The organism is Streptomyces sp. NPDC001549 (assembly GCF_042894025.1).
Lineage (GTDB): Bacteria > Actinomycetota > Actinomycetes > Streptomycetales > Streptomycetaceae > Streptomyces > Streptomyces kutzneri.
Map to the genome: position 1 here is coordinate 1 of NZ_JBIAVJ010000048.1, position 24,629 is coordinate 24,629.

Below are 24,629 nucleotides of genomic sequence, written 5' to 3' on the forward strand. Positions count from 1 at the left end.
GCTACGAACGCAAAGCCGACCACTTCCTCGCCTTCACCAGCATCGCCTGCACCCTCATCTGCTACCGCAGAATCGCCAAATGAGATGACTTCTAACTGGGGGCATTCAACGGCAGATGAGCTCAGCGGACCTCGCCTCCGACGGCCGGCTGCACCTCGTCGAGGCCATGGATCTCATTACTGAACGGGGCAGGCATCCGCGCGGCCTCCTCGTGCGCCTTACCGCCGACGCATTCACGGCCTCCCAGGAAGACGCCGTGTTCGCGACCGCAGAACTCGCGGCGCGGAGGCTCCTCGGCCGCCCCCTCAACCCCGGGGAACACATCACCGCAGCCCGGGGCCTCTTCTACCCCTGAGGAGCCATCACATGGACGGCAGGCCCATGCGGATCCAAGGCGACCCCGACGTGATCGAGGAGATCGCGGCGCTGGTACGGGAGAGCGACGTCGCGGAGTACATGCGCACGGAGGAGGACGACTCCGGCGGGATTGGCGCCGACTTCAACCTGGAGGCGGTCGCCACTCTCATCGGGATCGCGAGCTCGCTGTTCTTCGAGGGGCCGATCGTCCCGAAGCTGTACGGAATCCTCCGCCGTCGCCCCGGTGCCAGAATCTCGGTCGAGACGCCGACGGGCTCGGTGTCGATCAAAGTGACCGGCGACTTCTCCGAGGAGTCGCTGTACAGGGCGCTGAGCGAGCTCACGAGGCCCTGATGCCCCTGCGGATCTACGTCGGCCGGTACGACCCGCGCTTCCCGGGAATCCTCATCCGCGCGAGAAACGCGTCGGACCTCCACAGCTTCCGCCACCACGACCGGTCCGTGACCGCACCGACGGCCGTCCTCGAGGGCCTCGGCAGCGATGCGATCGTCTCCGATCTTTCCCGTCAGACCGTGCTCGATCACGAACTGCGCCACTTCCGGGACTCGCTGCTCTTCCCATTTGGCGCGGCCACGACCCGCTCGCGGATCCACGCTTCATATAACGGCTTTCTGGCGGCCGCGTCGGTGAAGCATTTGCGGGACGACGCGAACGTGCTGCCAGTGCCGCTGCAGCGGTGGCTGCGGATGCCGACAGATGAGCGGGAGGTGTTCCTCGCCGCCGAGACCGCCTTCGCCGGTGAGGAACTCCGGGCTCCACCACTGCCAGTGATCCCCAAGGATGATCTGAGCGACTTCCCTCCTGGCCCGATCAGCGTGGATGCCTGGGAGGAGACGCTGCTCACCGGGTGCCGGGCGGCACTGGCCGACTATGCGGGGATCGAAAGGCTCTGGCGCAGCCCGTACGACATCGGCAAGAAGGCGGTCTTCCCCACCGTGGCAGCATGGGAGGCAGCTGCGCTGACCTGCCAGCTAGCCGCGATGGAGCGGTACGCGGGCGCCCCACTGACGCAGCGCGTCGTTGACTGGGTCAACGACGGCGGGCCACAGATTTATCGGCTCGGTATGCGCGTGACCACCCGGGTCCTTGAACAGCTCGAATGGTCGCCGACGATGCGCAACCGCCTCGTCCTGATCACGTGGACCCAGATGGGTGCCTACCAGGAAGATGGTATGTCCTCGCCTGCGGCACGGCTTGCGACGCTGATCCAGGCATCCGCGGCCGGTGCCCGCTGGTCGCCGGACTCCGCTTTCGCGGATCTCGTCGCCCACTGGGATGTTCTCACCGGCACGGACAGCTTTGCCGCCTTGCGAGCCGCGACCACGTGGTTCAGCGCGTTCTGCCAGCAGAAGGAGGCGTGGCAGTTCCTGCCGGCCGAACTGTTCACCTCGCTCGCCAAGGCTCGGGAGCAGATGCTGGTGTCGTTTCTCGCCGACCCCGACAGATATGTCGATCCGGGCGCCTACCTGGACGGAGAGTCTCGCTATCCGCTGCCCTGCGTGGGCATCGAGTACGCCTCACAGGGTTCGGGCGCCGACCTGGCCGAGGACACTCCAACGGACTGGCTGCCTGCCGTGAGCTTCGAAGAGGCGCGGCACTTGGAGGCAAGGGCGTCCCTCGCAGATGCCATCTTCCTCCCTGGCGAGAAGTCCCTGCGCCAGCACGGCCGCATCGAGATCGCCCAACAGCTAGGCCTGCGCGCGATCCGCGTCATCCACTGAGCCGGCCAGAGCCACTCCGCCGCCGTCCAGCGGTGCCCGTGGCGCGCTCCTTGAGGACGCACACGCGCACCAGGTGATACGCACCGTGCTCGAAATCCGCCCGCTTCGCACAGCTCGACCTGCCAGGCAGGAGAAGTCCGACAAGCCGACCCTGAAACGGAATCGCTGCTACAGCTATCCGCTGTTCCGGGGCCTCACGACAGCCACAGCCCCGAGCGTCACAGAGCGCTACATGTCCGGTCACCGTAGCTATACGAGAACAGGGCCCTCAAGAGGATCCCCACCAGATCAGAGGTGCCCCGGGGTGGGCGGCGCTCATCAATCGACCGATTGATGAGCAAGATCGGTAAGCGCACGCCTGCGGCCGGATCGGCGCCCGATCATGCCCACAAAACGGTGTCAAAAAGTCGGCGTGCTCAAGAATTTTGGCATGACCCTTTTCTGTACGATCTGGCGGGTGCAGCGACCCCAGGACGACGACACCGCCGATCTCCTCGCCCCCGTTCCGGCCGCACGGACCGGCGGCCTCGTGGGATACGCCCGTGTGTCGACCAAGGGACAGTTGCTCGACCGGCAGATCCACGCACTCACGGAAGCGGGGTGCATCCGGATCTTCGCCGACAAGAAGTCCGGCAAGAACGCCGAACGCGAGGAACTGTGGAAGGCCCTCGGCTTCCTGCGCGAGGGCGACACGTTCGTCGTTCCGTCGCTGGACCGGCTCGGCCGCTCCCTCCAGGACCTCATCGCGATCGTGTCCGGCCTGCGCAAGCGTGGCGTCGGCTTCACCTCGCTGCACGAGGCGCTCGACACGACCACGCCCGGCGGGCGCCTGGTCTTCCACGTGTTCGCGGCCCTCGCCGAGTTCATCCGCGAACTCATCGTGCAAGGCACCAACGAGGGCTTGGACGCTGCCCGAGCCCGCGGTGCCCGGCTCGGCCGCCCGCCGGCGATGACCGAGGAACAGGTACGTCACGCCCGCGATCTGCTCGCCCGGCCGGAGAACACGGTCACCTCGATCGCAAAGCTCCTCGGTGTCTCCCGCAACACCATCTACAACTACGTGCCCGAACTGAAGGGCGGCCGCTTCGCACTCGCCGAGACGACCAGTAGGGCGGCGCTGCCCCGACCCTCCAGGGCAAAGGACTGATCACCGTCGTTTGCGGCTGGTGACGATCCTGCTGGCTTATTCCGTGCCCGGCACGGCTGGCGGCTCGTTGGACAGGACAGCAGCGGCCGTCTTGGCGTTCCCGGTCGCGGGTGGGGTGTGGGATGTCGATGCGGCCGAGGCCGTGGCCGAAGGTGCCTGAGCTGACCGCGCAGGTGGCGCGGGCGGTGGCGGCACGGGGCCCGTACCCGTTGGCGATGCGGGTCCGAATAGGCCAGCAGGATCGGTGACAGGGTTCTTACCGGCACCCCGACTCCCACCCAGGTGTGCGGCCCTGGGACTGGTAGGCGCGCATGTTGAGGTGTCGCGTCCAGCCACAAACGACAGCCGAGGTACCTGGTTGGCGCTGGCGCCGTCAAACCGGGTCTTGAGCTCCTTTTGAGGGCCGGGCATGTATGGCGAGGTGAGCGCATGCCCATTACAGGTGGTCTTCTCCCGCCATCCTCTCCCAGTGCTCCAGGTTGTGCTGGATGAGGAGCAGGTGGGGGTGGCCGTCGGTGAGTGTTCGTTTCAGATGGTTCAGCAGTTCTCTATTTTCGGCCGCTGCCCCGGCGGGATCTCCTGCCTCGCCGCGCCAGTGAGCGAGGCTGCCCCAGGCAGCGAGGGTATCGGGGTGATCCACGCCGAGCAGACGTCGGCGAAGGGTCAGGAGCCCAGCGTGTGTGCTCGCCTTCTCTGCCGCGCTCTGCGGTCGGTCTACATCCGCATCAGAGAGATGCCGCCGCCAGTACGCAAGGTCCGACTGAAGACTGATTGTGTCGGGATGCTCCGGACCGAGTACCTGCGTTGCGTGTGCCAGCAGTTTCTCGGTCAAGTCCATGCATCCTCGGATCCTGGTCCTTAGCTCCTTCGCGGTTTTCCAACGTTGGTAGTCGTCGAAGGTCGTAGTGAGTCCGTCCACGAGCAAGCGCCGCCCTCGTTTTACCAGTTCGGGACCGGCGGCGTCGTTGGTGACACGGCGCACCAGCTGGTGCGCCCTGACCACGCCACCGTCTTCGTCCATGTCGTGGTCGACGAGGCTGAGACGGTGTAGAGCTCGTAGGGCTCGTGCGGCTTCCTCTGCGGTGACAGGGGGATCGTCCATCGAGTACTCAGCTCGACGCCTCCACCGCCGGCGCTTTGCGAGTGACGCGCGTCGCCGTGGCAGGTATGCGAGGGCCGGCGGACTGGTCAGCACGATCTGAGGGACTCCGCCGCTCCAATTGAGAACGCTGGCGAGTTCGAGCATGGGGCGTGCCAGACCTGTTGGAGGGAGAGTGTCGGCCCGTTCGACCGAGACTCCCCATACGGCCGCAAGTGGGATCTGTTGCTCGTCGGGAAGTCGGTCCGGTGTGAGCGATTCCAGCGTCATGCTGTGGTTGGCCAGCCGGGATCGGTACAAGTGGATGCTGAGACCAGAGTCGATGAGGTACGCGGCGGCCTGGGCGAGCGCGAGGGGCAAGTACCCGAGATCTCTGGCCAACGCTGATACTTCCGATGCCGCAGCGGGGTGGCCGTGCGCCGACAACCGAGCTGTGAGGTATGAGTGGGCCTCGGTCTGGGAGAAGAGGCCGACATCAATTCTCAGTCGCCCCTCTCCGGTCAGGGCAGCATCACGCCGGCGCGTAGTCACCAGCGTCCGGCCAGATGGGCTGGAAGGTGGCCACAGCATGTGGAGGTCGTCGGGATCGGCAACGTCATCCAGAACGATCAACCAACGGCATGGCCGGTGGCCACTTGTGGTGAGCCACGCCAGAAAGGTGCGCGCGGCAACTTCGACGTCATTCGGGTCGGCGCAGCAGAGCTTGATGCCGGCCTGGGCATAGGCGCCGATGATCGACGAGCGGGAGCTCGCTGTCACCCACACCAGGACGTCGAGATCGCCGGCGGTCAACGAGCCACGGGCAAAGTCGGCGGCGAGTTGAGTCTTGCCCACTCCACCCATACCGGTCAGAACCTGCCCCAAGATGGTCGTGCCGTTCGCTGCGACGACTGACTGGAGCTGGTCCCCGACTTCACGATGCTGGAAGGAGAGAGCTCGCGTGGGTATCAACCCGACCTGGTGAGGCCAGGAGACTGGCTCGGTGGGCGCGCGTTGGTTGACCACTGTGAGACGATCGACATGTACCTTGTGGATGTAACCGGTATTGGCGAGTCCACCGTGCGACGCAGTCGCATCGCCGGTCTCGGAGACATGTACGCGCGCTGCGATTCCTTTGGAATCGGCTGACTTCGAGCCGCGATAGCCAGTAGTCGCGGCAGCACCCTCTGACGCCGATGCGGTCCCGGTCATGGAAACCTGGACCTCGTCCTTGTCTTGTCCGTCCCCGCCTGGTGAGCTCACTTTGGCCCTCTCCGGTACCGGTGGAGCGTCAGCTGTAGTCGATTCCGCTCACCGCGCTGCTTCCTTCACCGGATGCCAAGGCATTCCCCGTTCTGTCGGCATTGGCCGACCCTGAGCCATCGGCGCCGGGACGTTTCACGCCCGTTACCGCCGTACCTCCACCCTCCGCTTGGGCCGGTCCCGTCCCCACAGCGGTGTCGTCCGCACGACTTGATGAGGGTTGCAGCAATGCCCAAACCAGGGCCGCGATACCCGCAGCCGCTTGCACAGTGGCCCCCACGAGTTGCCCCACGTTGGGACCGTCCAACAACCAGAAAAGCGGCGTTGAGACGATCCCGACTCCTGCGAGCACGATGATCGTGAATTTCCATAACCGTGACATGCCATCCCCCTGCTGCAATCACGCTCCCCATCAGAGAGAGCGTTGCACCTTCACATGGTCCCCCACAGTCTCAGCTCTGACCAGCGAATCAAGAACGATGACTTCCTGCGGGCCTGTTGGCCGGTGCGGTCCGCTATACCATGCGCAGGATTGGAAGCGCCAGGCAAGTGCGTGCCGAAACCGTGGGCATCGGGCAGTTGGCGTCCTGTCTCAACAGCCGGAACGACTCAGTTCGCTGAGAAGGCGACTCGATTGAGTGAGACAGGACAGCCGAGGTTCGGGGCGCCGAGTGCTCAGTATTCGCGAACTCAGGCACTTTAGTCGGCGACTACATCGGAGAGAGCACCTGAGCCGAAATCGCCTACGCACGCCGGCTGTGGGACGAACTGGACCGCATTCGCACCTGGCTCGTCATCGACGGCGACCTGCCCGTGGCAGGCGCAGTGGTGCGCATCGACCCGGACGGCACCTGCCATCTCAGCCGCAGCGGCTGGTCGGCAACCATCAGCGCACAGTAGGGCGCGGCGCCGAGAACACTCTGGCGACCGATGCCATGGCCTTTCAGAAATGCCTGGTGATGAACGGGTGCGTCCGTTTAGCGTGATCTGATCGGCGCACGCCGGTATCGCAATTGGTGAACTGGAGAACTGATGGCTCTGCCCGCACGGCTCACCGCCGCTCTGGGACGGCACCCTGACGACCTCACCGAGGACGACCTCCAGCGCGCGGTCGACAACCAGATACCCGAGGGCGTTGATCTCGACTGGAAGAAGGACTTCTACGACGCCAAGGACGCGGGCAAGAAGGAACTGGCGAAGGATGTGGCCGCCATGGCCAACACCGCCGGCGGTCTTCTCATCATCGGAGTCGACGACGGCAAGCAGGACCACGCCCACGGCCTCGCCCCGATCGAGTCGGACCCCCGCTATGGCGAGGAGTGGATCCGTTCGGTGATCGCGAACTGGATCCAGCCCGTCATCCCCAACGTGGGCGTTCGCTCCCTGCAGTCAGCCGATGAGGAGAAGATCTACTGGCTGCTCACGGTGCCGCCCAGCACCCAGGCCCCCCACGCGGTCGCGGCCCCCGGCAACGACTACAACTTCCGGGTGCACGTCCGGCACGGCACCACCACCCGTACTCTCGCCGAATCAGAGATCGCCCAGCGCTACCGCGACCGCTTCCACGCCGCGGCCATGGACGTCGACCGGGTGCAGGACGTGTCCACCGCAGGACTCGACTACCTGACGCGGTACGTGCTGACAGAGGTACCCGCCGGCGGAAACCGTGCCGCCTGGTATCCGATCTGGGTCAGCGTCACCGCTGTCCCTGCCGTCCGAGGCGACTACCCCCTCACCACTCAGGAGGAGCGCAACGCGGCTCTCGACCGTTGCGCCAAGCTCGCCTACCAGGCGGTGACCAGCAACATGAAGCCGAATCACCCGGCGCTGGTCGGCCGCCGCCAGGTCCGCTTCGAGGGAGTCCCCACCGGCCAGCTTCACCAGGACGGTTCCAGCTACGGTGCCCTGCCGCTCGGCGTCAAGGCGGACCCGATCGACAATGGCGCTCCTCTCCGGCTGTACCAGCGCGGACTTGAGTTGGAGCTCGTGGCCCAGGTCCAGGTGGCGGCGGCCTGGGCTGCCGAGACGGGCGCGGCAGGCGACCTCATGCTCTTCGCGGCACTCCACCGCGTCGACGGCGACATCGCCCCCGTACGCGTGGTCATGTCCGAGAGCGCCTTCCAGCACGGCCCCGCCGTACCCATCACCAAGACACCCGCTCAGACCACCGCGAACCTGGCGGCACTCGTTGCGGACAAGCATGAGGCCGTCAGCGCGGCCTACAGCCTTGTCGCCGACCTCCTGGCCGACATGGGAACCCACCAGCCCCACGTACTGACACCCGACGGGAACATTCGGCTGGACCGGCTTGACGGTTCCTACCGCCAGGAGCTCACAGGGTGGGACCCCCAGCAAACGTAAGGACCAGCCCAACAAGTGTGAGGGCCCTGAGACCAGATCGGGGCCCTCTCACTCTTCACTGACTTCGCAGTTCAACGACGGGCGGGGTGGCGTGTCACGCCTAGCCGACGCCCAGCTCCGCGAGGGCGGCGGGCTGGTCGGCGGTGAGTGCGTCGCGTCGGGCTTTGGTGTTGGCGACCCACATGCCGAGCTTCACGCGTCTCGCCGTCGACGGTGATGGTCTCGATGCGGCTGTGGGGTACGGGTCGGTTCGCGCCTTCCCGCTCCACCCACTGTGCGAGGGCCACCAGGCCGCGCTGGAACGCCTGCTGAGAATTGCTAGGGACCCTTGCCCGTACGCACCGCTTCGACGGCGGCTGCTCGGGCAGGAGCCGTGTCCAGGCGGCCGGCTGCCTATGCTGCTGGAGCCACTTGCTGATGTCGTCGCCGTCGAGACGACGCCTGGAGCGATGTTGGGGAGGACACCGTCGGTGTCGACCAGGCCCGCCAAGACACGGTAGTGCCGTTACCAGGGCCAGGGGCAGTCTCAGCCGGAACGCTTCGCGCCGGAGCGGCGTGCGGGATCAGCCCCTCGATGACGAACCGGTAGTACGCTTGCCGGAGAGTACAGCCGTCGGCCTCATCGTAGCTGGTGACGATGTCGGCAGCACACGCCAGATCTGCGGCCACTGGAGTCGGGTCGCACCGGCGAGTACGGGCTTGTCGGTGGGCGGGGCCCGGTTGCCCACGGATGTCCTATCCTCCGTCTCCGCTGTGCGGTTGGCTCGTGGCTGCCCAACGCTGGTTGGCCTCGTGCGCCACGGCGAGAAGTTTCTGTTGTAGGTCCGCTCGTCGGGAGCCGCGGGTTTTCATGGCGTGGCAGTTAGGGCAGAGCGCGACCATCTGCTCGGGGTGGTCACGGCCTTCGTCCGCGATGGGCTGCACGTGGTCGACTTCCAGGATGGCGGTGCCTTGGGCTGTGACGTCGGTCGGCTGGCCGGTGCAACCAGGGTTCTCGCAATGGCCCTCGCAGCGCAGCAGGACCGCTTCCCTGGCTGAGCGGAGACGGTGGGGGAGTTGCACGGTGCGTTCGGTCCGGCGGCTGGCGGTAGAGCTTTCCATGCGTTCGATGCGGGCGATCAGGACGCGGTACCGCTCGCGGGCTTGAGACGCTGTCGTGGTGCCGGAAGAGACTACGGGCGGCTCGGCGGCGGAGCGCGGGTGGGAGCCCCGTTCGCACTGCTGGTGGCGTTTGCGGCCAGGGGGAAGAGCCTTGCCACATATCGCGCATGCGGGTGGACGTTCGGCTGGAGCGGGAGCCGCGGGTTCGGCTTCTGGTCTGCCCGTCTCCGCTGCCTGCCCGTGGCCCACCTGTTCCCGCGGTACATGGGTTAGGGATCGGAGTGAGTCAGTCCTCGCAGTTTTGCTCTGGCGAGATATGGGGTTGATGAGGGCGGGGCCAAGCACGGGAGCCAGAGTCGTGTGGACGTGCCGGATCCAGTTCGCGGCGTGAGCGCATGAGGCCTGTCGCTCTGTCTGAGAGTGCCCGTGGACGACCCAGCTGATGGCCCTGTCGCTTGTGACTTCGATCTGCCGGCCGGATATGTGAAGGCCGGTACCGCTCCAGGGGCTTTCGTGAAGGGCCGTCTGGATGGCTCGCAGCGCCTCCCCGTTGCCCTGGCTGCTGAAGGTGAAGGTGACTCTGGGGTAGAGGCCCATCGCGAGGGACGCTGTTGCTGAGAAGGGACTGCTGGGGGCTCCGCCTAGGATGACACCAGGACCGACCTGAACCCAGTCAGGATCCATGAGCCCGAGGATGCGGAGGAACTCCGACGTTTCCTCCCTCAGCGCCTTCCCGGCGTGGTTCAGCTTCTTGCGGCTGCGGGCCACGGTCCCCTCCTCCGACGACTGAGCATGGACAGCCCAACCCTAGAGCCCCGGCAGCAGCCTGCCTTGAGTCCGCCCGGAGGCGTCCCGGGACCTCGCCGCGGGCCGCCAGGTGGACTGCTCAATGCGCTGACGCCCGGGTCGGTGAACGGATGAACGCGCCTACAGTTCACGCCGGTCATCCCAGGATCGTCCGCCACTGAGCCAGAGCTTCAGTCATGCGGTATGCGTTGATGCGGTACTCATTGGCGATGATGACGGCGTCTTCATCGGTCTCCGGAGAGGACGCGTACACGGTGATCTGGAAGAGGGCTTCCGAATCCTGGGCGTCCGAGTCTTCGCGCTCGGTCAGCCTCTCGACTTCCACGTACGCGCCGTTCGGGTAGTCAAACGTCAGTACATTGCCGTTGTTGGCGACGGGATCGTGGATCTTGATGACCGGGGTGTTGTCGCTCATCCGGCAGACGATAGGGCACGAGGAACGTCGATGTTTGAGCTGTTGTCCGTTTCCTCACCCCGAGCTGGTTGACCTGGGGCGGGGAGAACGATCGGCGTCGCTGCCTGGCGGTGGCAGAGGCGGGTACGAGTGAGGTACTCATGGCCCGGCGGAGCGTTGGGCGTACAGATTCAGAGCCCGGTCGACGAGATGGATGCCGGCTTGGGCTGTGTAGCGCAGCATGCTGAAGTTGCCAGTGACCCGGGTCAGAGCGGTCTCGTCGTCTTGGGAGACGATTTCGTACCTCAGCAAGCCAAGGGTGCCGTTGATGTCGCCGTGGGCGAGCGAGCTGCACGCACCCCAGAAGGTCAGGATCAGCTGGCCGCCCAGCTTGCTGTAGTCACCGCCCTCTTCGACGATCTTTGTGTACTGGGGGGTGGTGAGGAAAGCCTTGAGGGTGTCGGCCGGAGCGCCAGCGGCGAGCGCCAGCCGCCGGACCTCGTTCAGCCGGGTTTCTTCGTCCCGGGAGGGTTTGGCCTTGAACCGGCTGTGGAGCTTGGTGGAGTCCTTCACCTCCTTGACCTGTAGTGCCAGGCGTCGCTGAACGCGGACGAGGCGTTCGTCGGGGCCTAGGAGCCACGCCGCACGGGCAGCGTTTTCAATCACGCCGCGCACGAGTGAGGCTTGGGCGTGGGTGTGGAGGACGGCGGAGGCGTGTTCAGGACTCTCTTCGCGTACCAGAGTGGCGCGCAGCGCGATCAGATGATCCACCGCCACGGTCACTGCAGTCCATGCGGCATGAGAGACGCGGTGGGGATGTGTCAGAGCGTCGTCGAGCGCCAGCGAGCTCCCAGGATGGACCTTCCAGGGTGCTGGCGTCCTGTTGCCCGAGGTGAACTCCCAGAGCGCTTCCACCTGCTCCAACGTGGTTAGCAGTGCACGCAGGTGGTGTTCTTCCTCTTCGTCCATAGAGGGAGGGTAGAAGCACGGGGGCACGCCGACGAGCGAGTTTGCCAACCGAGCGCCGCAGGATGTGCGTCCAAAGTTGGAGGACAGGACACACGGTCGCTTCACCTCCGGTCAGACCCAGCCGATGCCCAGCTTCGCGAGCGAGGGGGGGCTGGTCGGTGGTGAGTTTGTCGCGGGGGGTTTGGAGACCCACACGCCTAGCTTCACGACGACGGGCTCCGCTTCGCCGTCGATCGTGATCTGCTCGCCGTGGGTGCGGGGGATCGGCTGGTGGGCGCGTTCCCACTCCACCCACTGGGTGAGGGTTGTCAGGCCGCGCTGGAATGCCTGCTGTGTTTTGCTCGGTCTCTTGGCCCCGCGGCTGGCTGCGGGGGCGGGTGAGGGCTTCTGGTTGGGCTGTACGCCGATCACGGTCAGCCGTTGCTGCTGCTCGGGCAACAGCCGCGTCCAGGTGGTCGGCTGCTTCTGCTGGTGGAGCCACTCTCCGATGTCGTCACAGTCCATGAGCACGCTGGGGGTATGTCGGGCAGCCGTCCGTCGGCGTCGACCGGGTCGGCCAGGACGCGGTGGTGGCGTTGCCAGTCCAGGGGCCAGGGGCAGTTCCAGTGCCCGTCGATCGCGGTCAGCTGCTCCGCGCGCTCCGCAGCCCGTTCTTCGTGCCCTTCCTGCGGAGGTTGGCCATGTGCTGCCGATGGGCATCATCTCGTCGTCCTCGCCCCACATGGCGTCCTGGCGGGGTGCGAGGTGCCTGGTGGCCAACCGGTAGGAGCGGAGCGCGGCGAGCTTAGGGCTTGCAGAGAATTAACCTGGGTGTTTCAGCTCTTGACAGACCAGGTCATGCAGGGTGTTCGATCACAGGTTGATTCTCTGCAAGCCCTTAGCCTCTCACACCTCCTCGCCCGGCTCCCACACCATCCCGGCCTCTGGGGTGTCCAGGAGGACCTTGTGCCGGTCTTCGAGTTGCCCGGCGCGCAGGGCCTGGCGCTGCTGGTGCACCCGTCGGCCGAGGGGGAATGCCTTGGTGACGCCGACCTCGGTCTCGGTGTCGTACGGCACGGCGTACACGCCGGTGATCTCGTTTCCAGGGCCTTCACCCTGACCAGCCGACCCGACGGCGGCTTCGACGGCGTCCGCGCATCCTGGTACGCCGCACCCGGCATGTGGTAACCGAAAGAAGTTGACCCATAAGGCCCCACCTCTCTTCATGTATGGGAGGTGGGGCTTTGCCGTCCGTTGCCCCGGGGCAACGGCCCTGTGAGGTTGTTCCGGTTTGGCGGACATCCGGCGATCTGGGCGTGTGCCCGGGAAGGGATGTCCGTGATGGAGAGCATGGCGAACAGGAAGCCGCGGAGGCCGCGGCGGCAGTTCACGCCGGAGTTCAAGGCGGAGATCGTGGAGTTGTGCCGGAGTGGTGACAGGTCGGTGCCCGAGGTCGTCAAGGACTTCGATCTCACCGAGACAGCCATGCGGTTGTGGGCGGCCCAGGCGCAGGAAAGCGAGCCCAGGGCCCAGGAGAGCGACCACCGGGCACCTCGGCACCCGCAACGGCCATCCCACCATCCGCCTCGACGATACCCCCATACGACTTCCCGGCCCGCTCGCGGCCGTTCTGACGCAGCTGGCAGCCGAGCCCCGGCAGGGCTGGAAGGGGAACACACCAGGCCTGTGGCTCTTCCCCGGGCTTCGGCCAGGAACGCACTGGTCCACCGGGCCGCTCGCGCGCGCCCTGGCCGAACACGGCATCCCGGTCCGCCCGGCCCGCACGACTGCCCTGGTCCAGTTCGCCCAGGACATGCCACCCGCGGTCCTGGCCCCGTTCCTCGGCCTTCACGTCATCACCGCGCTGCAGTGGCGACGACGAGCCGGCACCGACTGGACCGCCTACCTCCAGGCGCGCACCCGTGCTCTGGCGTCCAGGCGGCCCACCCGAGACCGTGATCGTCTCTGGTGAATTCGGCCACCCTGCTGGGTGAGTCGCCCCGATTCCTCCCTCCCGGCCGACCCAGCCCCGGCTGCAACCCGAACGTGATCAAAAACCTGATGCGGCGTGGCCTGCCCACCCTCGCTTTTACAGTCTTACCGCTCCTCGCCACCACAGTTCCGGCCACTCCAGGCGAAGCGGAGATCGGCCGTCACCGAGATTGCGTCCAGCCTTGCTGGCGCCGCCGCAGTGCACGTACCCGAGGGACCGTCAGCGCCGGCACTTGGCCAGGGCTTCAGAATGGCGGCTCGTCGGACCAGGGGAGCGCTGTCGGCACGGGGCGGAGGGGGCTCGTGGGCAGGAGGATGGTCAGGGCTTCCTCAACGCGGTTGAGGTCGATGAGGTAGCCGGCGAGGTCGTGGCTGTTGCTGCGGTCGTGCTGCTGGAGGACGGCAACTGCTTCCTCGGTGCGCCCGACACTGGCGAGGAGGTGTGCGATCTCCTCTGCTACGTACCAGGTGCTGCCTTCGGGGTGGGCTCGGGCCTGCCGGATCGCCTCGTCGACGCCCTTGCAAGCGGCTATCAGCGGCAGCCGCATCCAGTAGAGCTCCCACTCGTCTTCGCCGCCGCGCTGGGCGTCGAGTGCCTCGAGGTGGGCCACAGCGCCCGCATGCTCACCCCTGCAGCCCCGCGAACTCCACGAACGCACCGCCGTGGCCGGCGCTCTCCGGCCTGCCACCCCGGCCCTCCATCCATGCCGGCACCGGCAGCAGCGGCCGGATCTCCTGCCACTCGGCGTCCGTCAGGTCCGTGCCATAGGCCCGGACCCGGTCGGGCTGATCAGCCGCGTTCCCGAACCGGTGAACGAGGCAATCGCACGCCCCGCCGGACGAGTTGAACCGGACACCCTCGACCACGTACAACGGTGACAACAGGGCCTCCTGGCGTGATCGGTGTCTCAGCAACTCCGAACTGCACCAGAGGCCCTGTCTTCATGCACGGCCACGGCAGAATCACCCGCCCCACCGGCCACTTTCGATCACACCGCACTCAAGATCGATAGGACAACGGCTTCTGACACCAAACCGGTGCATCGCAGCCGGGGCCTTGTGCCGTGAGTGGTCCGGTCATGACGTGAAGGTCCACTCCAGGGTCGGCATGTCGTGGCAGGTCCACTGCTGGGCCCGGGCGCCGTCGATCATCTGCGAGTCCTCGATCTCCAGGCACTTGCCGCTGTTGCGGTTCTTGAGCCAGTAGCCCCACTTTCCCTTGACGAGGTCCCAACGCATCGTAGGCACGTCGTGGCAGGTCCACTGCTGGGCCCGGGCGCCGTCGGTCATCTGCGAGTCCTCGATCTCCAGGCAGATACCGCTGTTGACGTTGCGAACTTCCCAGCCGTTTCCGGCCCAGTGCAGGTTCCATCGCATGGTGGGCATGTCGCGGCAGGTCCACTGCTGGACGCGAGCGCCGTCGGTCCGCAGTGAGTTCTCGATCTCCAGGCACTTGCCACTGTTGGCGTTTACCAGCGGGCCCTTCCAGTCGGCGGTCTGGGTCTGCTGGAACCAGGAGGCCAGGTCGTCGACGCGGACGGAAAGGGCGCTGGTGCGGGTCTCGGCTGCGGGGGACCCGAGACAGCCTCCCTGCCAGGACCGGGAGTTGACACCGACGATCTGTCCGTCGGCGTTCAGGAGTGGGCCGCCCGTGTCTCCCTTGCACAGAACGTCTGTGCCCTTGCCGGTGATCCCCAGACCTGTGGAAGTGCTCGCGTCGAGAGTGAACGTTCCGGAGCGGAGCTTGTCCGGCACCCACTCGGTTCTGGTTCGGCCGAAACCGGCCGCGGTCAGATCGGTGCTCACGGCCGGCAGGCCAAGCGCCCGGATCGCGGGCCGGACAGTGGTGACGGGAGTGACGAGCCGGATCAGGGCGAGATCTCGGTCGTCCCGCGGGACGATCTCAAGGATGTCCGCTGTCGTGCCGTCGCTGAGCGCGGCCGTGGCCTTCAGGGCCGGCCTGCCGGCTGGGACCGGCGTGCCGGGGGTGGCCGCGAAGCAGCTCGCGGCGGTCAGGACCCACAGCTGATGGATGAGAGTGCCCGTGCAGGCACGTGCACGGTCTTCATCGCCGATGGTGAGTTTGACGACGGCAGCAAGCTGTCCGGCGGCCGTTTCGGGGCCGCTCACGGCCATGGCGGGAGTCACCGGCATGGCGAGGGGCAGCAAGACCATGGTGAGGACGGTCAGCAGGCCGGGGGTCCGCGCGGTGCGCGGGCGGGGCGCAGGCATGTCTCTTCCTTCGTCAGGCGTGTGCGGGTTTGCGGGCTTCATCCGTCTGCGCCAAGGCGTGGCGAGGTCCCCGACCGGGTGTGGCAGGCCGGGAACCTCGCAGAACACCGGTGGCCGGTCAGATCCTCCAGACCTGGTCGGCGTACTGCGCGTCGCAGTCGACCTGCACCACGGGGGCGCCCCACTCCGGGGTGCGCCACGATACGTACATGCACCGGTTGTTCAGTGAGTTGCGGATCTGGTAGCCCCCACCGGCAACGGGATCGAGCTTCCAGACCTGGTCGGCGTACGCGGGGTTGCAGTCGTACTGCGTTACGGGCGCGCCCGGCTCCGGGGTGCGCCACGACACCAGGAGGCATCGGTTGTTGTGGGTGTTGCGGATCTGGTAGCCGCCACCGGCGACCGGCTCGAACTTCCACAGCTGGTCGGCGTACTTCGGGTCACAGTCGGCCTGCTGGGCTGGGGCGCCGTTGTCGGGCGTGCGCCAACCGACGAACAGGCAGAGGTTGCTGTGGGCGTTGCGGACCGAAGCGGTGGTGAGGCCGGCCTGTCGTACCCAGTCGGCGAGGCCGTCGACGCGCGTGGAGATGGCTCCCGTACGGGTCTCCGTGGCGGGCGTGCCCAGGCATCCCCCCTGCCAGGAGCGGCTGTTCACGCCCACCAGCTCGCCTGCGGCGTTCAGCATCGGGCCGCCCGTGTCGCCCTTGCAGAGGGCGTCGGCGCCCTTGCCGGTGACGGTGAGGGAGGTGGCGTCGGTGGCGGTGACGCTGAAGGCGCCGGTGTGGAGCTTGCCCGGTACCCACTCGGTCTTGGTACGGCCGAACCCTGCGGCCGTCAGGTCGGCGCCGGAAGCCGCGGCCGAGGTGGCAAGCCGAGCGGTCCTGATGTCGGTGACGGGCGTGGCCAGCCGGACGAGGGCGGCATCGCGGTCGCTGCGCGGGGCTATCTCGGTGACTTCGACAGCCTGGCCGTTGCCCAGGATGGCCGTGGTCTTGAGGGCCGGCTTGCCGGCGGCGACCTCGCTGCCGGGTACGGGCGCGAAGCAGCTGGTGGCGGTCAGGACCCAGAACCGGTCGACCAGAGTGCCTGTGCAGGCACGGGAATCGACTTCGCCGCCCAGTTGGAGCCGCACCGCGTAGGGGTGCGTGTCGGCGGCGGGCTCGGGACCCGTGACCGCCGTCGCGGAAGTCGCGGGGACCATCACGAGAGTCGTTAACGCGGTGGCGGCCAGGGCGCCGCTGATCCGCGCCGCGCGCGAACGGAATGCGAGCATGCTTCCTCCTTGAATTCGAAATTCCGGCACACGGCGATGCTCCGTCGCGTGCTCATGTCTGGTGGGGCGTCGACCGGAGATTCGACCTGCTCGCGCAACCGTGCTTTCACGGCGCCGGCGACCGAGGCGAAAGGCCTTCGGGTGGCAGCGCACCATCCCGAAAGCGCTGATTCCGCATCGGTGGATGCACGCAGATGGAATCCGCGGCCCTGATGCGTTCCGCCACGGATACGGACGACGGGCGGGGGTTCCTAAAAGCGGGGCTGGACCGGGTGATGCCGCCCCCGGTGTCCACCCGGGTTACGGGTGTTGCGGAAAGCCGGATCATGAAGTCTCCCCCTGGGCCGCGGCTCCACAGGCTGTCGGCAGCCGCCCACTGCGCCATCATGCACGCTCAAGATCAGCGGCACAATTGCCGCACAGCCTACGCTGCGCCGGCAGTCGGGCGTCGGGCGCAGGCCGTCGGCATGACCGGGCTCAGCATCGGCTACCACGCGTCGGCCCGCAAGCGGATTCCACAATGATCAGTTGCTACCGCATGCAATCGGACTGCCCGTCAGAACAAGGCTGAATTACGTCTTCCGATTTCAGTTCGATCGACTCACCAAGGGGCCTCGGGGCGCCCATTGGCTCGTTTCCGGACAGTCTCGTCTGAAAATGACTGCCAATCAACCACGGTTGATTTCCAGATTGCCGCGGCATACGGTGAGCGCATTCGCACTGCAGACCGATGTCGCAGTCGCCCAACCACCTTCACTGAACAGCGCAATGGGGATGCCGCTGTCATGCCTGCGCCGCTGTTCGAAAACGGGGGAAACCATGAACGACTTACCGCCGGCATTCTGGAGCAGGCGCCGGGTTCTCAGCACCGCGGCCGGTGTCGCAGCCGTTCCCGCGCTGCCTTCCCTCCTCACCCTGGCCGCCGCGCCCGCGCGGGCCGCCGAGGGCACGAGCGGGGCCACCGGCCTGCCCGGCACCGACCGGGGCAAGGCAGTATGGGCGTACAAGACCGGAGGCCGTGCCGTCCGCGAAGGAGCTGCCGCAGCGCTCGCCGGATCCCCCGCGTTCGTCACCGCGTTCCTCACCTCGCAACTGCCCGCCGCCAAGGCGGACGACAACCGTTTCGCGATCCTCTCCGCCCTTCCCTACGCGGGGAAGTCGGTGCAGCAGGCGGCCGGTGCGGCACTGTCCGCCGGCGAGGGCGCCGTCGCCGCTTTCCTGGCGGGCGGTTACTCGAAGGCGCTCGAGACGGATCTGCGGGCCGCCGTCTTCACCGTCATGAGCTACAGCGGTCGCGGCGTCAAGCGTGCGGCGACGAAGGCGCTGGACCTGGGGACGGCGAAGGCGTACGACACCTTCCTGACGGCCACCCAGTACACCGCGCAGCAGGAGGACGACCGGTTCGAGGTCTTCTCCGTGCTCTCCACCGCCTCGCCGGAGGTGAAGAAGTACGCGGAACGGGCTCTCAACGAGGGGACGCCCGAGGCGATCCGCCAGTTCCTGAGCGCCGGCCAGCACATTGCGCGAGCCCGTGACGAGGAAGCCGCGACCATCGACCAGTTGGTCGCCATCGTCGAGCGGGAGGGCCTGCGGGCTCAGTTGCAGACCGAGCAGGCCGTCGCCGCCTCCGACAGCGCGAAGAAGGCCGCCTCCGAGGCCAAGGCCGCCGCGCTGAAGGCGGCCGACGAGGCGAGGGCCGCCCAGCAGGACGTGAGCAAGGCGGCCTCGGCCGCGAACGACGCGGCGAGTGCCGCCCGCGGCGCCGCGGACGCCGCTGCCACCGCGATCGGGGCCTCCCGCATGGCGCAGGCCGCTTCCGGTCGGGCCGCGTCTGCGGCGCAGGCCGCGGCTGCCGCGGCGGCGTCCGCAGGCAACGCGGCCGCGCGCGCCTACCACGCCGCGATCGCCGCCTCGGCGGACGCGAGCAAGGCCGGCGCCGCACGCCAGGCGGCGCAGGGAGCGCGCGCGTCTGCCGAGCGCGCGACCACCGCGGCCGCCGCGGCCGATCAGGCGGCTTCCGCCTCGCAGCAGGCGTCGGCGGCCGGTTCCGCCGCGGCGGGTGCGGCCCAGAACGCCGCGCAGGCTGCCAACGCCGCTGCTGACGCCGCGAGTTCGGCGGGCATCGCGCAGTCGCAGGCCGCCAAGGCGCGGCAGGCTGCCGCCGAGGCCGACGCCGCCGCCGCGCGGGCCACGCGGGCCGCGAGCACCGCGCAGTCGCTCGCGAACCGGGCGGCAAGCGCCGCACGTGTCGCCCGTGACGCTGCCCGCAGTGCCGCCGCCCACGCGATCAAGGCTGCGGAAGCGGCCGAGGAAGCGGCGGACAACGCGGGCGAGGCGATCGAGTACGCCAAGCGGTCCACGGCCTACGCGGAGGCCGCGATGGATGCGGCCACCACCGCCGCCAACGCGATCAAGGAGGCCCAGGCGGTCGAGGTCGCGGCCCGCGCCGCTGAGAGCGCCCGTATCGAGGAAGACACCAAGCTCGGTGTCCTGGAGGCGCGGCTGCGGGCTCAGGCGGAGACCGAGGACGCGGTCCGGGCCGACCGGGCGCGGACACAGGCGGACCAGACCACGACGGAGACCAAGGACCTGATCGCCGCCGCGGAGGCGGCGTTGAAGGCAGGCGCCCCCGACACGGCCGCGTCCGGCCGGAAGGCCGCCGTCAGGCTCCTGAACTCGGGCGGTACGTGGACGCGGGAGGCCGCGGAGTTCGCTCTTGCCGGCACCGACGCCGACGTGGCCAACTGGATCGACACCGACCGCCTGCTCGCGCAGAAGCAGGACGACCGCGAGAACGTCGTCGCCGTCGCCCGGGTGACGACCTCCGCGGTCGCCGGGGCCGCACATCAGGCCCTGGCCAGCGGCGACCCCGACGCCGCCCGGAGGTTCCTCGATCAGGGTGTGATCGAGGCGGCCGCCACGGACAACCGGGTCACGGTATTCAGGATCCTGGGCGAGAACCCCGGCAAGGCCGTCACGGCGAAGGCCGAGGCGGCGCTGCGCGACGGCAGCGCCCAAGCGCTGCATCGCTTCCTCAACATCGAGCTGGCGGAGGCGGTCAAGGAGGACGACCACGTCGAGGTGTTCCGCCTCCTCGGCAGCGACGGCCCCTACATGCAGTCCGCGGCGAAGATCGTGCTGGAGGGCTCCGCCCGCATGCGGCGCTACTTCGTGCTGCACGACCAGTACAACATCGCCCGCCTCGACCACGACCGGGCCACTCACATCGCCGCGATTCGGGCCTCCATCGCCCACGGCGCGCGGATCGCCGCGAAGGCGCAGCAGGACGCCGCACTCGCCGCCCAGGCGGCGGCCGAGGCGCGCCAGGCCGCGCAAGAGGCCTCTGACTGGGCGCTCAAGGCGCAGGGCTACGCCCAGGACGCCGCGGACTCTGCCAAGGAAGCGCGTGACAGCGCGGACGCGGCCGACAGGTCGGCGGCCTCCGCCGCGCAGTCGGCGCAGCAGGCGAAGAGCGCGGCGTCCGTCGCCCGTGGCGCCGCCCGCACGGCGAACTACTCCATGCGGCGCGCCGTGGCGTCCGCGCAGCAGGCGGTGGCCTACGCGGCCGATGCGCAGTCCTCCGCCACCCAGGCGCAGGCGTCGGCCCAGCAGGCGGGCAAGGACGCGCAGGAAGCCGCCACGGCCGCCAGTGACGCCCATCGGATCGCGACCGCGAAGCGGGACGCCGAGATCGTGGCCGCGGCGAAGCAGGCCGCCGTGGAGGCGAAGCAGCACGAGCAGGCGGGGACCACCCCGGCCACGGAGGCCGACGACGACGGCGACACCAAGCTCTGGGGGCTGTGGCCGGAGGACGTCAAGGACACCAAGGACTGGGCCCTGGTCACGGGCCACTGGAGCACGGTCGCCGGAGGCGCTGCGGTCGTCCTGGGCGTCGGCGCCCTGTTCTTCCCGCCCCTGGCCGCGGCCGCCGGCGTCGTCGGCCTCGTCTCCCTGGGACTCCAGGGGGCGAGCGCGCTGCTCAACGGCATCAGCTACGGCTGGGACGACGCGCGGTTCCACCAGGCACTCGGCGCGTTCGTGCTCGGTGGCATCCTGACCGGCAAGGGGAAGCTGCTCGGCAAGATGGGCGAGCAGGTGTCCAAGACGGTCGGCCAGAAGGTGTCCAGTGCCGCGGGCGCGGTGGCCGACGGGACGACCACCGTCGTCGGCTGGCTCACCTGGTAGACCGTCACCTCCCCGGGTGGGCGGGAAGGGTACCTAGTCCCTCCCCGCCCGCCCGGGTCGTACACGCGCCGCAGACGCGCCGCACACGACAAGGGATTCCATGCTGACCTCGAACCTGTCCGCCGGTCAATGGTGGATCGCCGCGCTCGTGTCCGGCCTCGCCCTCGGCCTGGCCGCGCAGTCCATGACCACGACCCCACGGGACCGGCTGATCGCCTGGTCGTTGCCCCTGGTCGGCGCCGTGTCCATTGCCGGCGGCTCCGCCGCACGCGGTTACGCGGGCAGGACACCGCTGGTGCTCTACACCGCCACCATGATCATTCTGGTCATTCTGAGAATCGTCTTCGCCGGGTACGTCACCCGCCAGCTCGACCTGAAGCGCGCGGGGAAACCCATGGAGGACATGTCCCGCGGACAGACCTTCGTGTTCCTCCTCGCATTCCTGGCCGCGCTCATCGGCGTCGCCTATCTCATCTGAAGAGCCGTTCCGACAAAGACAAAGAAGGAAGAACGATGAAGATCTCACGACGGATCATCGCCACGGCCGCAGCGACCGCGATCTGCGCCGCAGCGGCGGTGACCATCGCGACCGCTCAGACCCCCCAGGCTCCCGCCGCGGTGCCCGTGGCCGCCGATGGCCCCGGCTACGCCATCGAAACGTTCGAGTACCCCGACGGCGCGCGGATCGGTGCCGAACTCGGCATCGTCCTCAAGCGGGGCGACGGTCAGATCATGCTCGCCGACTGCGCCTCCTCGGAAAGCCAGATCCAGGTCTTCTCCCGGACCAACGGGACGATCTGCTTCCGCGCCGCCGGCGGCTCGGGCCAACTGACCGTGGAGATCCCCGCCGTCTACGGCATCCGGGGCGACGCCACCCACCAGACGAGCGTCACGCTGACCGCGGAGGGTGCGCCCGAGCAGAACATCGACGTGGACAAGAACCAGTGGAAGCCGGTCGGCGAGGCCGCCGACCCCCAGCGACGCGACCACGTCCTCGTCGACATCCGCACCACCAAGTAGCACCGCCCTGGCCACGAGAGTCCTCTCGTGGCCAGGGCGCAGGCCCACCGACCGTCGCGGGGTGGATCACGCTCGACCGCGCCCCCGCACTCACCGCTGTCCTACCTTCTTCTTGTGGGTCTGAACTGGTCATTCGTAAGATCGGTGGGACCCAGGGGTCCTGGGTATGGCTGGCACAGTGACGCCGTTGGATGGCTCAGGAGACTTGGCCGCCCGGGGCCCCGCGACGACTCGACCGCTAATTGAGGAAGTTTCATCGTGATTCGTGCAGGTCACCAGGCCCGGTGACCAGCACGAATCACGATGAAACTTCCTCATTCAGCAACGGAGTCTCTAGGGACCGCAGTGACCCCATCGGGGCGGCATGAGGACGCGCCCCTTGGTTCTGACGCACCGTCGGATTCCGGGCACTCCCGGGCACCTGGCGGTGCGCGAGATCGGGGAATCCACGGGGTGACCTGGGGCTACTCCGGGCACACCAAGTGTGGTCATATCCCGAGGGATTGCTGTGAAACCGCAGGTCAGACGTACTCCCTTACTGCTACCGTTCCCTTCCTCTGGAAGTACCACTGCCCCGTCTCCCGCTCGGTCGGCCGGGACAGAGCGATGATCCGTGCCCCGCGGGGGTTGAGCCGCTCCGTGAAACGCTGGATCGTGCCGCCCTTGCCTGCCGCGTCCCGGCCCTCGCAGATCACCACCAGTCGGGCACCGGTCTCCCGGACCCAGCGTTGCAGCTTCAGCAGTTCGATCTGCAGGATCCGCTTGGTCCGCTCGTACTCCGCACGACGGATCTTGCGCTCGTACGGGTAGTTCTCCCGCCAGGTACGGATCGGAGCGCCGGCGGAGTCCAACAGCACGGGCTGCTACGGCCGCCGGGCGTCCACACTCAGCCCCGTCAGCAGGTCCTCGGCTTCCGTCCGCGGCAATGCCTCTTCATTCACGCGGTGCGCCTACCCGCGCCGGCCGCCCATATGGCCGCGACCGCAACCCGGCGGGGGCGGGCGGCCGTGTCGCAGCCAGAAGGAGGACGGCGGGCCTTCTGCAGGCCGCGACGGCCGCGACCATGCAGCCGTGGGTGCATCGCGCGAGTTCGACGCCCTGCCCGCGCAGCCAGGCCCGCAGGGCGATGGCGGCGCGGATGCCGGCTCGGGCGGTCGCGGCCTGGGTCAGGCTGAGCGGACGTTTCTCGAGCTCACCGGTTCGGCCCATTGCCCGTGACGGGCGGGCGGCTCGGCCGTTATGGGGGGCGTCGTCCGTGCCGTACTTCCCCGCGGCAGAGTGAGTTCAAGGAGATCTTGATGTTCCGTTTCGCCAAGGCCGTAGCCGTTACCGCCGCCACTGGTGCCGCGCTGGCAGGCGGGGCCGGCATGGCCGCCGCCGACGCCACGGCAGGGGGCGCTGCCATCGGCTCCCCGGGTGTCCTGTCCGGCAACGTCGTCCAGGTGCCCATCCACATTCCGGTCAACCTCTGCGGCAACACCGTCAACATCGTCGGCCTCCTCAACCCCGCCTTCGGCAACACCTGCATCAACGCCAGCGGCTCGGACGGGCACCACAAGGCCGACCACCACAGCAAGTACTGACAGCACCAAGTCCTGGACCCGGCGCGCTCGTCGCGCCGGCACATCCAGCGCCGTCATCTGAACCAGCCGCAGCGCACAGCCCGGTATAGAACGGCCTCCCCTCATCCTCCAAGGGGAGGCCGTTCTCATGAACAGCTCGTGCAGCCAGCCAGCCAGCAGCCAGCCCGGCCAGGCCAGGGGGAGCGGGTTCCGCTCCTCCCGGTCCGCGTGCCGGACCTCGGTCGCGTGGGGCGGCCCGGTGCTACTGCCGCCAGACGCTCTGGTCACCGGGCCTCGCCCGCGCACGCCTTATCGGCGCGGACTGCGCCCGACCATAGCCGCGGGCGGCCAGCCCCCCGCAGCACAACCACAGAGTTCGGCATCCTGTGTGAAACGCGGGGGCTGGCGTTGACGCCCGACGCTGACATCGCCCCTTCCATGAGAACCCGTCCCGCGGCCCTCTCCCGCGTCAGCATCTGCCACCGTGCTCTCCGGGCTGGCGGGGCTACCGGTGCACGCGAGCGTGCCGGTTCGCCGGCCTGTCGTATGGGCGTGACTTGAGACGGGGGCGACGCCGGCGCCGGCCAGAGCGGCCAGCAGCGGGCCCAGCCGGGGCGTGGCCCCGGTGGTCAGGCCGCACCCCGCACATCACGCACCTCGCCGCTCGTCTTCACGGCACGGCGCTGGTGCAGACCCGTGCGCGGCGACGCGACGGGCCGTCCTGCAGAGCCGCCTCCGGCTGGTCTGGGCGGGCCCTGGAAGAGGGGGTAGCCCGTCTTCAGGAGAGGTAGGGGCCGGAGCTCCACTTTTGGTCCCACGACCACGCGGCACCGTCTTGCCCGCCATTACCACCCTTACCCGCGCTACCGCCGGAGAGGACCAGTGGGGGTTCTTCTGCGGGCGTGTTCTTCCGGATGGACTTGACCTTGCGCGTGCCGTCGCCGTCGGCGGTGACGGCCGGTGCCGCGGTGGGAGCGGCGAACGCGGTGGAGGACATCGAGGCGCCCGCGACAGCCAGAGTGGTGGCGATCAGAGCGACGGAGAGTCGGGTCCTGGTGACGGTCATGGGAAGGGCTCCTTGCGCGGGGGCGTGCTGCGAGGGGATACGGACACGGTCTGGGTTTTCCGCCGCCTCTCGGCGTCGTCCGTGACTCCATTGAGCCCCGT

Annotated in this window: 23 protein-coding genes and 1 pseudogene; 12 read left to right on the forward strand and 12 right to left on the reverse strand. The window is 68.1% G+C overall.

The genetic code is table 11. The annotated features are described in order from the left end of the window. The first annotated feature begins 115 nt into the window (after positions 1–115). The 5 genes from ACFY04_RS41350 to ACFY04_RS41370 all read left to right on the forward strand — a co-directional run bounded on the left by ACFY04_RS41350 (position 116) and on the right by ACFY04_RS41370 (position 3,406). Positions 116–355 (forward strand): hypothetical protein, encoded by a 240-nt coding sequence (locus ACFY04_RS41350; RefSeq protein ID WP_389125904.1) that lies wholly within the window; start codon positions 116–118, stop codon positions 353–355. Between the two features lie 11 nt (positions 356–366). Next, positions 367–711 carry a hypothetical protein gene (locus tag ACFY04_RS41355; protein WP_389125907.1) on the forward strand — a complete coding sequence of 115 codons (345 nt, stop codon included), beginning with the start codon at positions 367–369 and terminating at the stop codon, positions 709–711. Continuing rightward, positions 711–2,099: a hypothetical protein gene (locus tag ACFY04_RS41360; RefSeq protein WP_389125910.1), complete on the forward strand. Its 1,389-nt coding sequence runs from the start codon at positions 711–713 to the stop codon at positions 2,097–2,099. Before ACFY04_RS41355 ends, ACFY04_RS41360 begins: the two co-directional genes overlap by 1 nt. Before the next feature lie 457 nt (positions 2,100–2,556). Then, positions 2,557–3,246, forward strand: coding sequence for a recombinase family protein (locus ACFY04_RS41365; RefSeq protein WP_389125913.1), 690 nt, complete (start codon positions 2,557–2,559; stop codon positions 3,244–3,246). 19 nt (positions 3,247–3,265) lie between these two features. Further along, the gene (locus tag ACFY04_RS41370; protein WP_389125916.1) at positions 3,266–3,406 is read left to right on the forward strand and encodes a hypothetical protein; all 141 of its coding nucleotides are present in this window, start codon (positions 3,266–3,268) and stop codon (positions 3,404–3,406) included. A gap of 276 nt (positions 3,407–3,682) precedes the next feature. Here the strand turns inward: ACFY04_RS41370 and ACFY04_RS41375 are convergent, their stop codons facing one another. Continuing rightward, positions 3,683–5,536, reverse strand: coding sequence for an NB-ARC domain-containing protein (locus tag ACFY04_RS41375; protein WP_389125919.1), 1,854 nt, complete (start codon positions 5,534–5,536; stop codon positions 3,683–3,685). Positions 5,537–6,619: 1,083 nt separating this feature from the next. Between ACFY04_RS41375 and ACFY04_RS41380 the strand changes: the two genes are divergently transcribed. Continuing rightward, entirely contained in the window at positions 6,620–7,948 is a 1,329-nt protein-coding gene (locus ACFY04_RS41380; RefSeq protein WP_389125922.1) for a helix-turn-helix domain-containing protein, read from the forward strand. A gap of 735 nt (positions 7,949–8,683) precedes the next feature. On the opposite strand, the gene ACFY04_RS41385 is transcribed toward ACFY04_RS41380, so the two are convergent. From ACFY04_RS41385 to ACFY04_RS41405, 5 genes are all read right to left on the reverse strand, one after another. Further along, a complete protein-coding gene (locus ACFY04_RS41385) occupies positions 8,684–9,733 on the reverse strand; it encodes an HNH endonuclease signature motif containing protein (RefSeq protein WP_389125977.1) in 1,050 nt (349 codons plus the stop codon). Positions 9,734–9,992: 259 nt separating this feature from the next. Further along, entirely contained in the window at positions 9,993–10,271 is a 279-nt protein-coding gene (locus ACFY04_RS41390) for a hypothetical protein (RefSeq protein ID WP_389125925.1), read from the reverse strand. A gap of 138 nt (positions 10,272–10,409) precedes the next feature. Next, entirely contained in the window at positions 10,410–11,219 is an 810-nt protein-coding gene (locus tag ACFY04_RS41395) for a hypothetical protein (RefSeq protein WP_389125928.1), read from the reverse strand. 111 nt (positions 11,220–11,330) lie between these two features. Next, positions 11,331–11,723, reverse strand: a complete 393-nt coding sequence (locus ACFY04_RS41400) for a hypothetical protein (protein ID WP_389125931.1) — start codon at positions 11,721–11,723, stop codon at positions 11,331–11,333. A gap of 381 nt (positions 11,724–12,104) precedes the next feature. Further along, positions 12,105–12,284 (reverse strand): hypothetical protein, encoded by a 180-nt coding sequence (locus tag ACFY04_RS41405; protein ID WP_389125934.1) that lies wholly within the window; start codon positions 12,282–12,284, stop codon positions 12,105–12,107. 264 nt (positions 12,285–12,548) lie between these two features. Here ACFY04_RS41405 and ACFY04_RS41410 point away from each other — a divergent pair, with 264 nt between their 5' ends. Then, positions 12,549–13,157 (forward strand): transposase, encoded by a 609-nt coding sequence (locus tag ACFY04_RS41410; RefSeq protein ID WP_389125980.1) that lies wholly within the window; start codon positions 12,549–12,551, stop codon positions 13,155–13,157. Between the two features lie 278 nt (positions 13,158–13,435). On the opposite strand, the gene ACFY04_RS41415 is transcribed toward ACFY04_RS41410, so the two are convergent. From ACFY04_RS41415 to ACFY04_RS41430, 4 genes are all read right to left on the reverse strand, one after another. Beyond that, entirely contained in the window at positions 13,436–13,801 is a 366-nt protein-coding gene (locus ACFY04_RS41415; RefSeq protein ID WP_389125937.1) for a hypothetical protein, read from the reverse strand. Positions 13,802–13,814: 13 nt separating this feature from the next. Continuing rightward, positions 13,815–14,072, reverse strand: a complete 258-nt coding sequence (locus ACFY04_RS41420; protein ID WP_389125940.1) for a transposase — start codon at positions 14,070–14,072, stop codon at positions 13,815–13,817. A 195-nt stretch (positions 14,073–14,267) separates the two neighbouring features. After that, positions 14,268–15,422, reverse strand: a complete 1,155-nt coding sequence (locus tag ACFY04_RS41425) for an RICIN domain-containing protein (RefSeq protein WP_389125943.1) — start codon at positions 15,420–15,422, stop codon at positions 14,268–14,270. Positions 15,423–15,540: 118 nt separating this feature from the next. After that, entirely contained in the window at positions 15,541–16,695 is a 1,155-nt protein-coding gene (locus ACFY04_RS41430; RefSeq protein WP_389125946.1) for an RICIN domain-containing protein, read from the reverse strand. Positions 16,696–17,514: 819 nt separating this feature from the next. Here ACFY04_RS41430 and ACFY04_RS41435 point away from each other — a divergent pair. The 3 genes from ACFY04_RS41435 to ACFY04_RS41445 all read left to right on the forward strand — a co-directional run bounded on the left by ACFY04_RS41435 (position 17,515) and on the right by ACFY04_RS41445 (position 21,900). Then, positions 17,515–20,880 carry an ALF repeat-containing protein gene (locus ACFY04_RS41435; RefSeq protein ID WP_389125949.1) on the forward strand — a complete coding sequence of 1,122 codons (3,366 nt, stop codon included), beginning with the start codon at positions 17,515–17,517 and terminating at the stop codon, positions 20,878–20,880. Between the two features lie 100 nt (positions 20,881–20,980). After that, entirely contained in the window at positions 20,981–21,358 is a 378-nt protein-coding gene (locus ACFY04_RS41440) for a hypothetical protein (RefSeq protein ID WP_266607623.1), read from the forward strand. Between the two features lie 35 nt (positions 21,359–21,393). Continuing rightward, a complete protein-coding gene (locus ACFY04_RS41445; RefSeq protein WP_389125953.1) occupies positions 21,394–21,900 on the forward strand; it encodes a hypothetical protein in 507 nt (168 codons plus the stop codon). Positions 21,901–22,454: 554 nt separating this feature from the next. Here the strand turns inward: ACFY04_RS41445 and ACFY04_RS41450 are convergent. Beyond that, a pseudogene (locus ACFY04_RS41450) lies at positions 22,455–22,757 on the reverse strand (polyphosphate kinase 2); the annotation flags it as partial. Positions 22,758–22,971: 214 nt separating this feature from the next. On the opposite strand from ACFY04_RS41450, the gene ACFY04_RS41455 reads away from it, so the two are divergent. Beyond that, the gene (locus tag ACFY04_RS41455; protein ID WP_388622254.1) at positions 22,972–23,118 is read left to right on the forward strand and encodes a hypothetical protein; all 147 of its coding nucleotides are present in this window, start codon (positions 22,972–22,974) and stop codon (positions 23,116–23,118) included. An 80-nt stretch (positions 23,119–23,198) separates the two neighbouring features. Further along, a complete protein-coding gene (locus ACFY04_RS41460) occupies positions 23,199–23,483 on the forward strand; it encodes a chaplin (RefSeq protein WP_388622256.1) in 285 nt (94 codons plus the stop codon). Between the two features lie 757 nt (positions 23,484–24,240). Here ACFY04_RS41460 and ACFY04_RS41465 read toward each other — a convergent pair. Next, positions 24,241–24,528: a hypothetical protein gene (locus ACFY04_RS41465; protein ID WP_389125956.1), complete on the reverse strand. Its 288-nt coding sequence runs from the start codon at positions 24,526–24,528 to the stop codon at positions 24,241–24,243. Between the last annotated feature and the right edge of the window lie 101 nt (positions 24,529–24,629).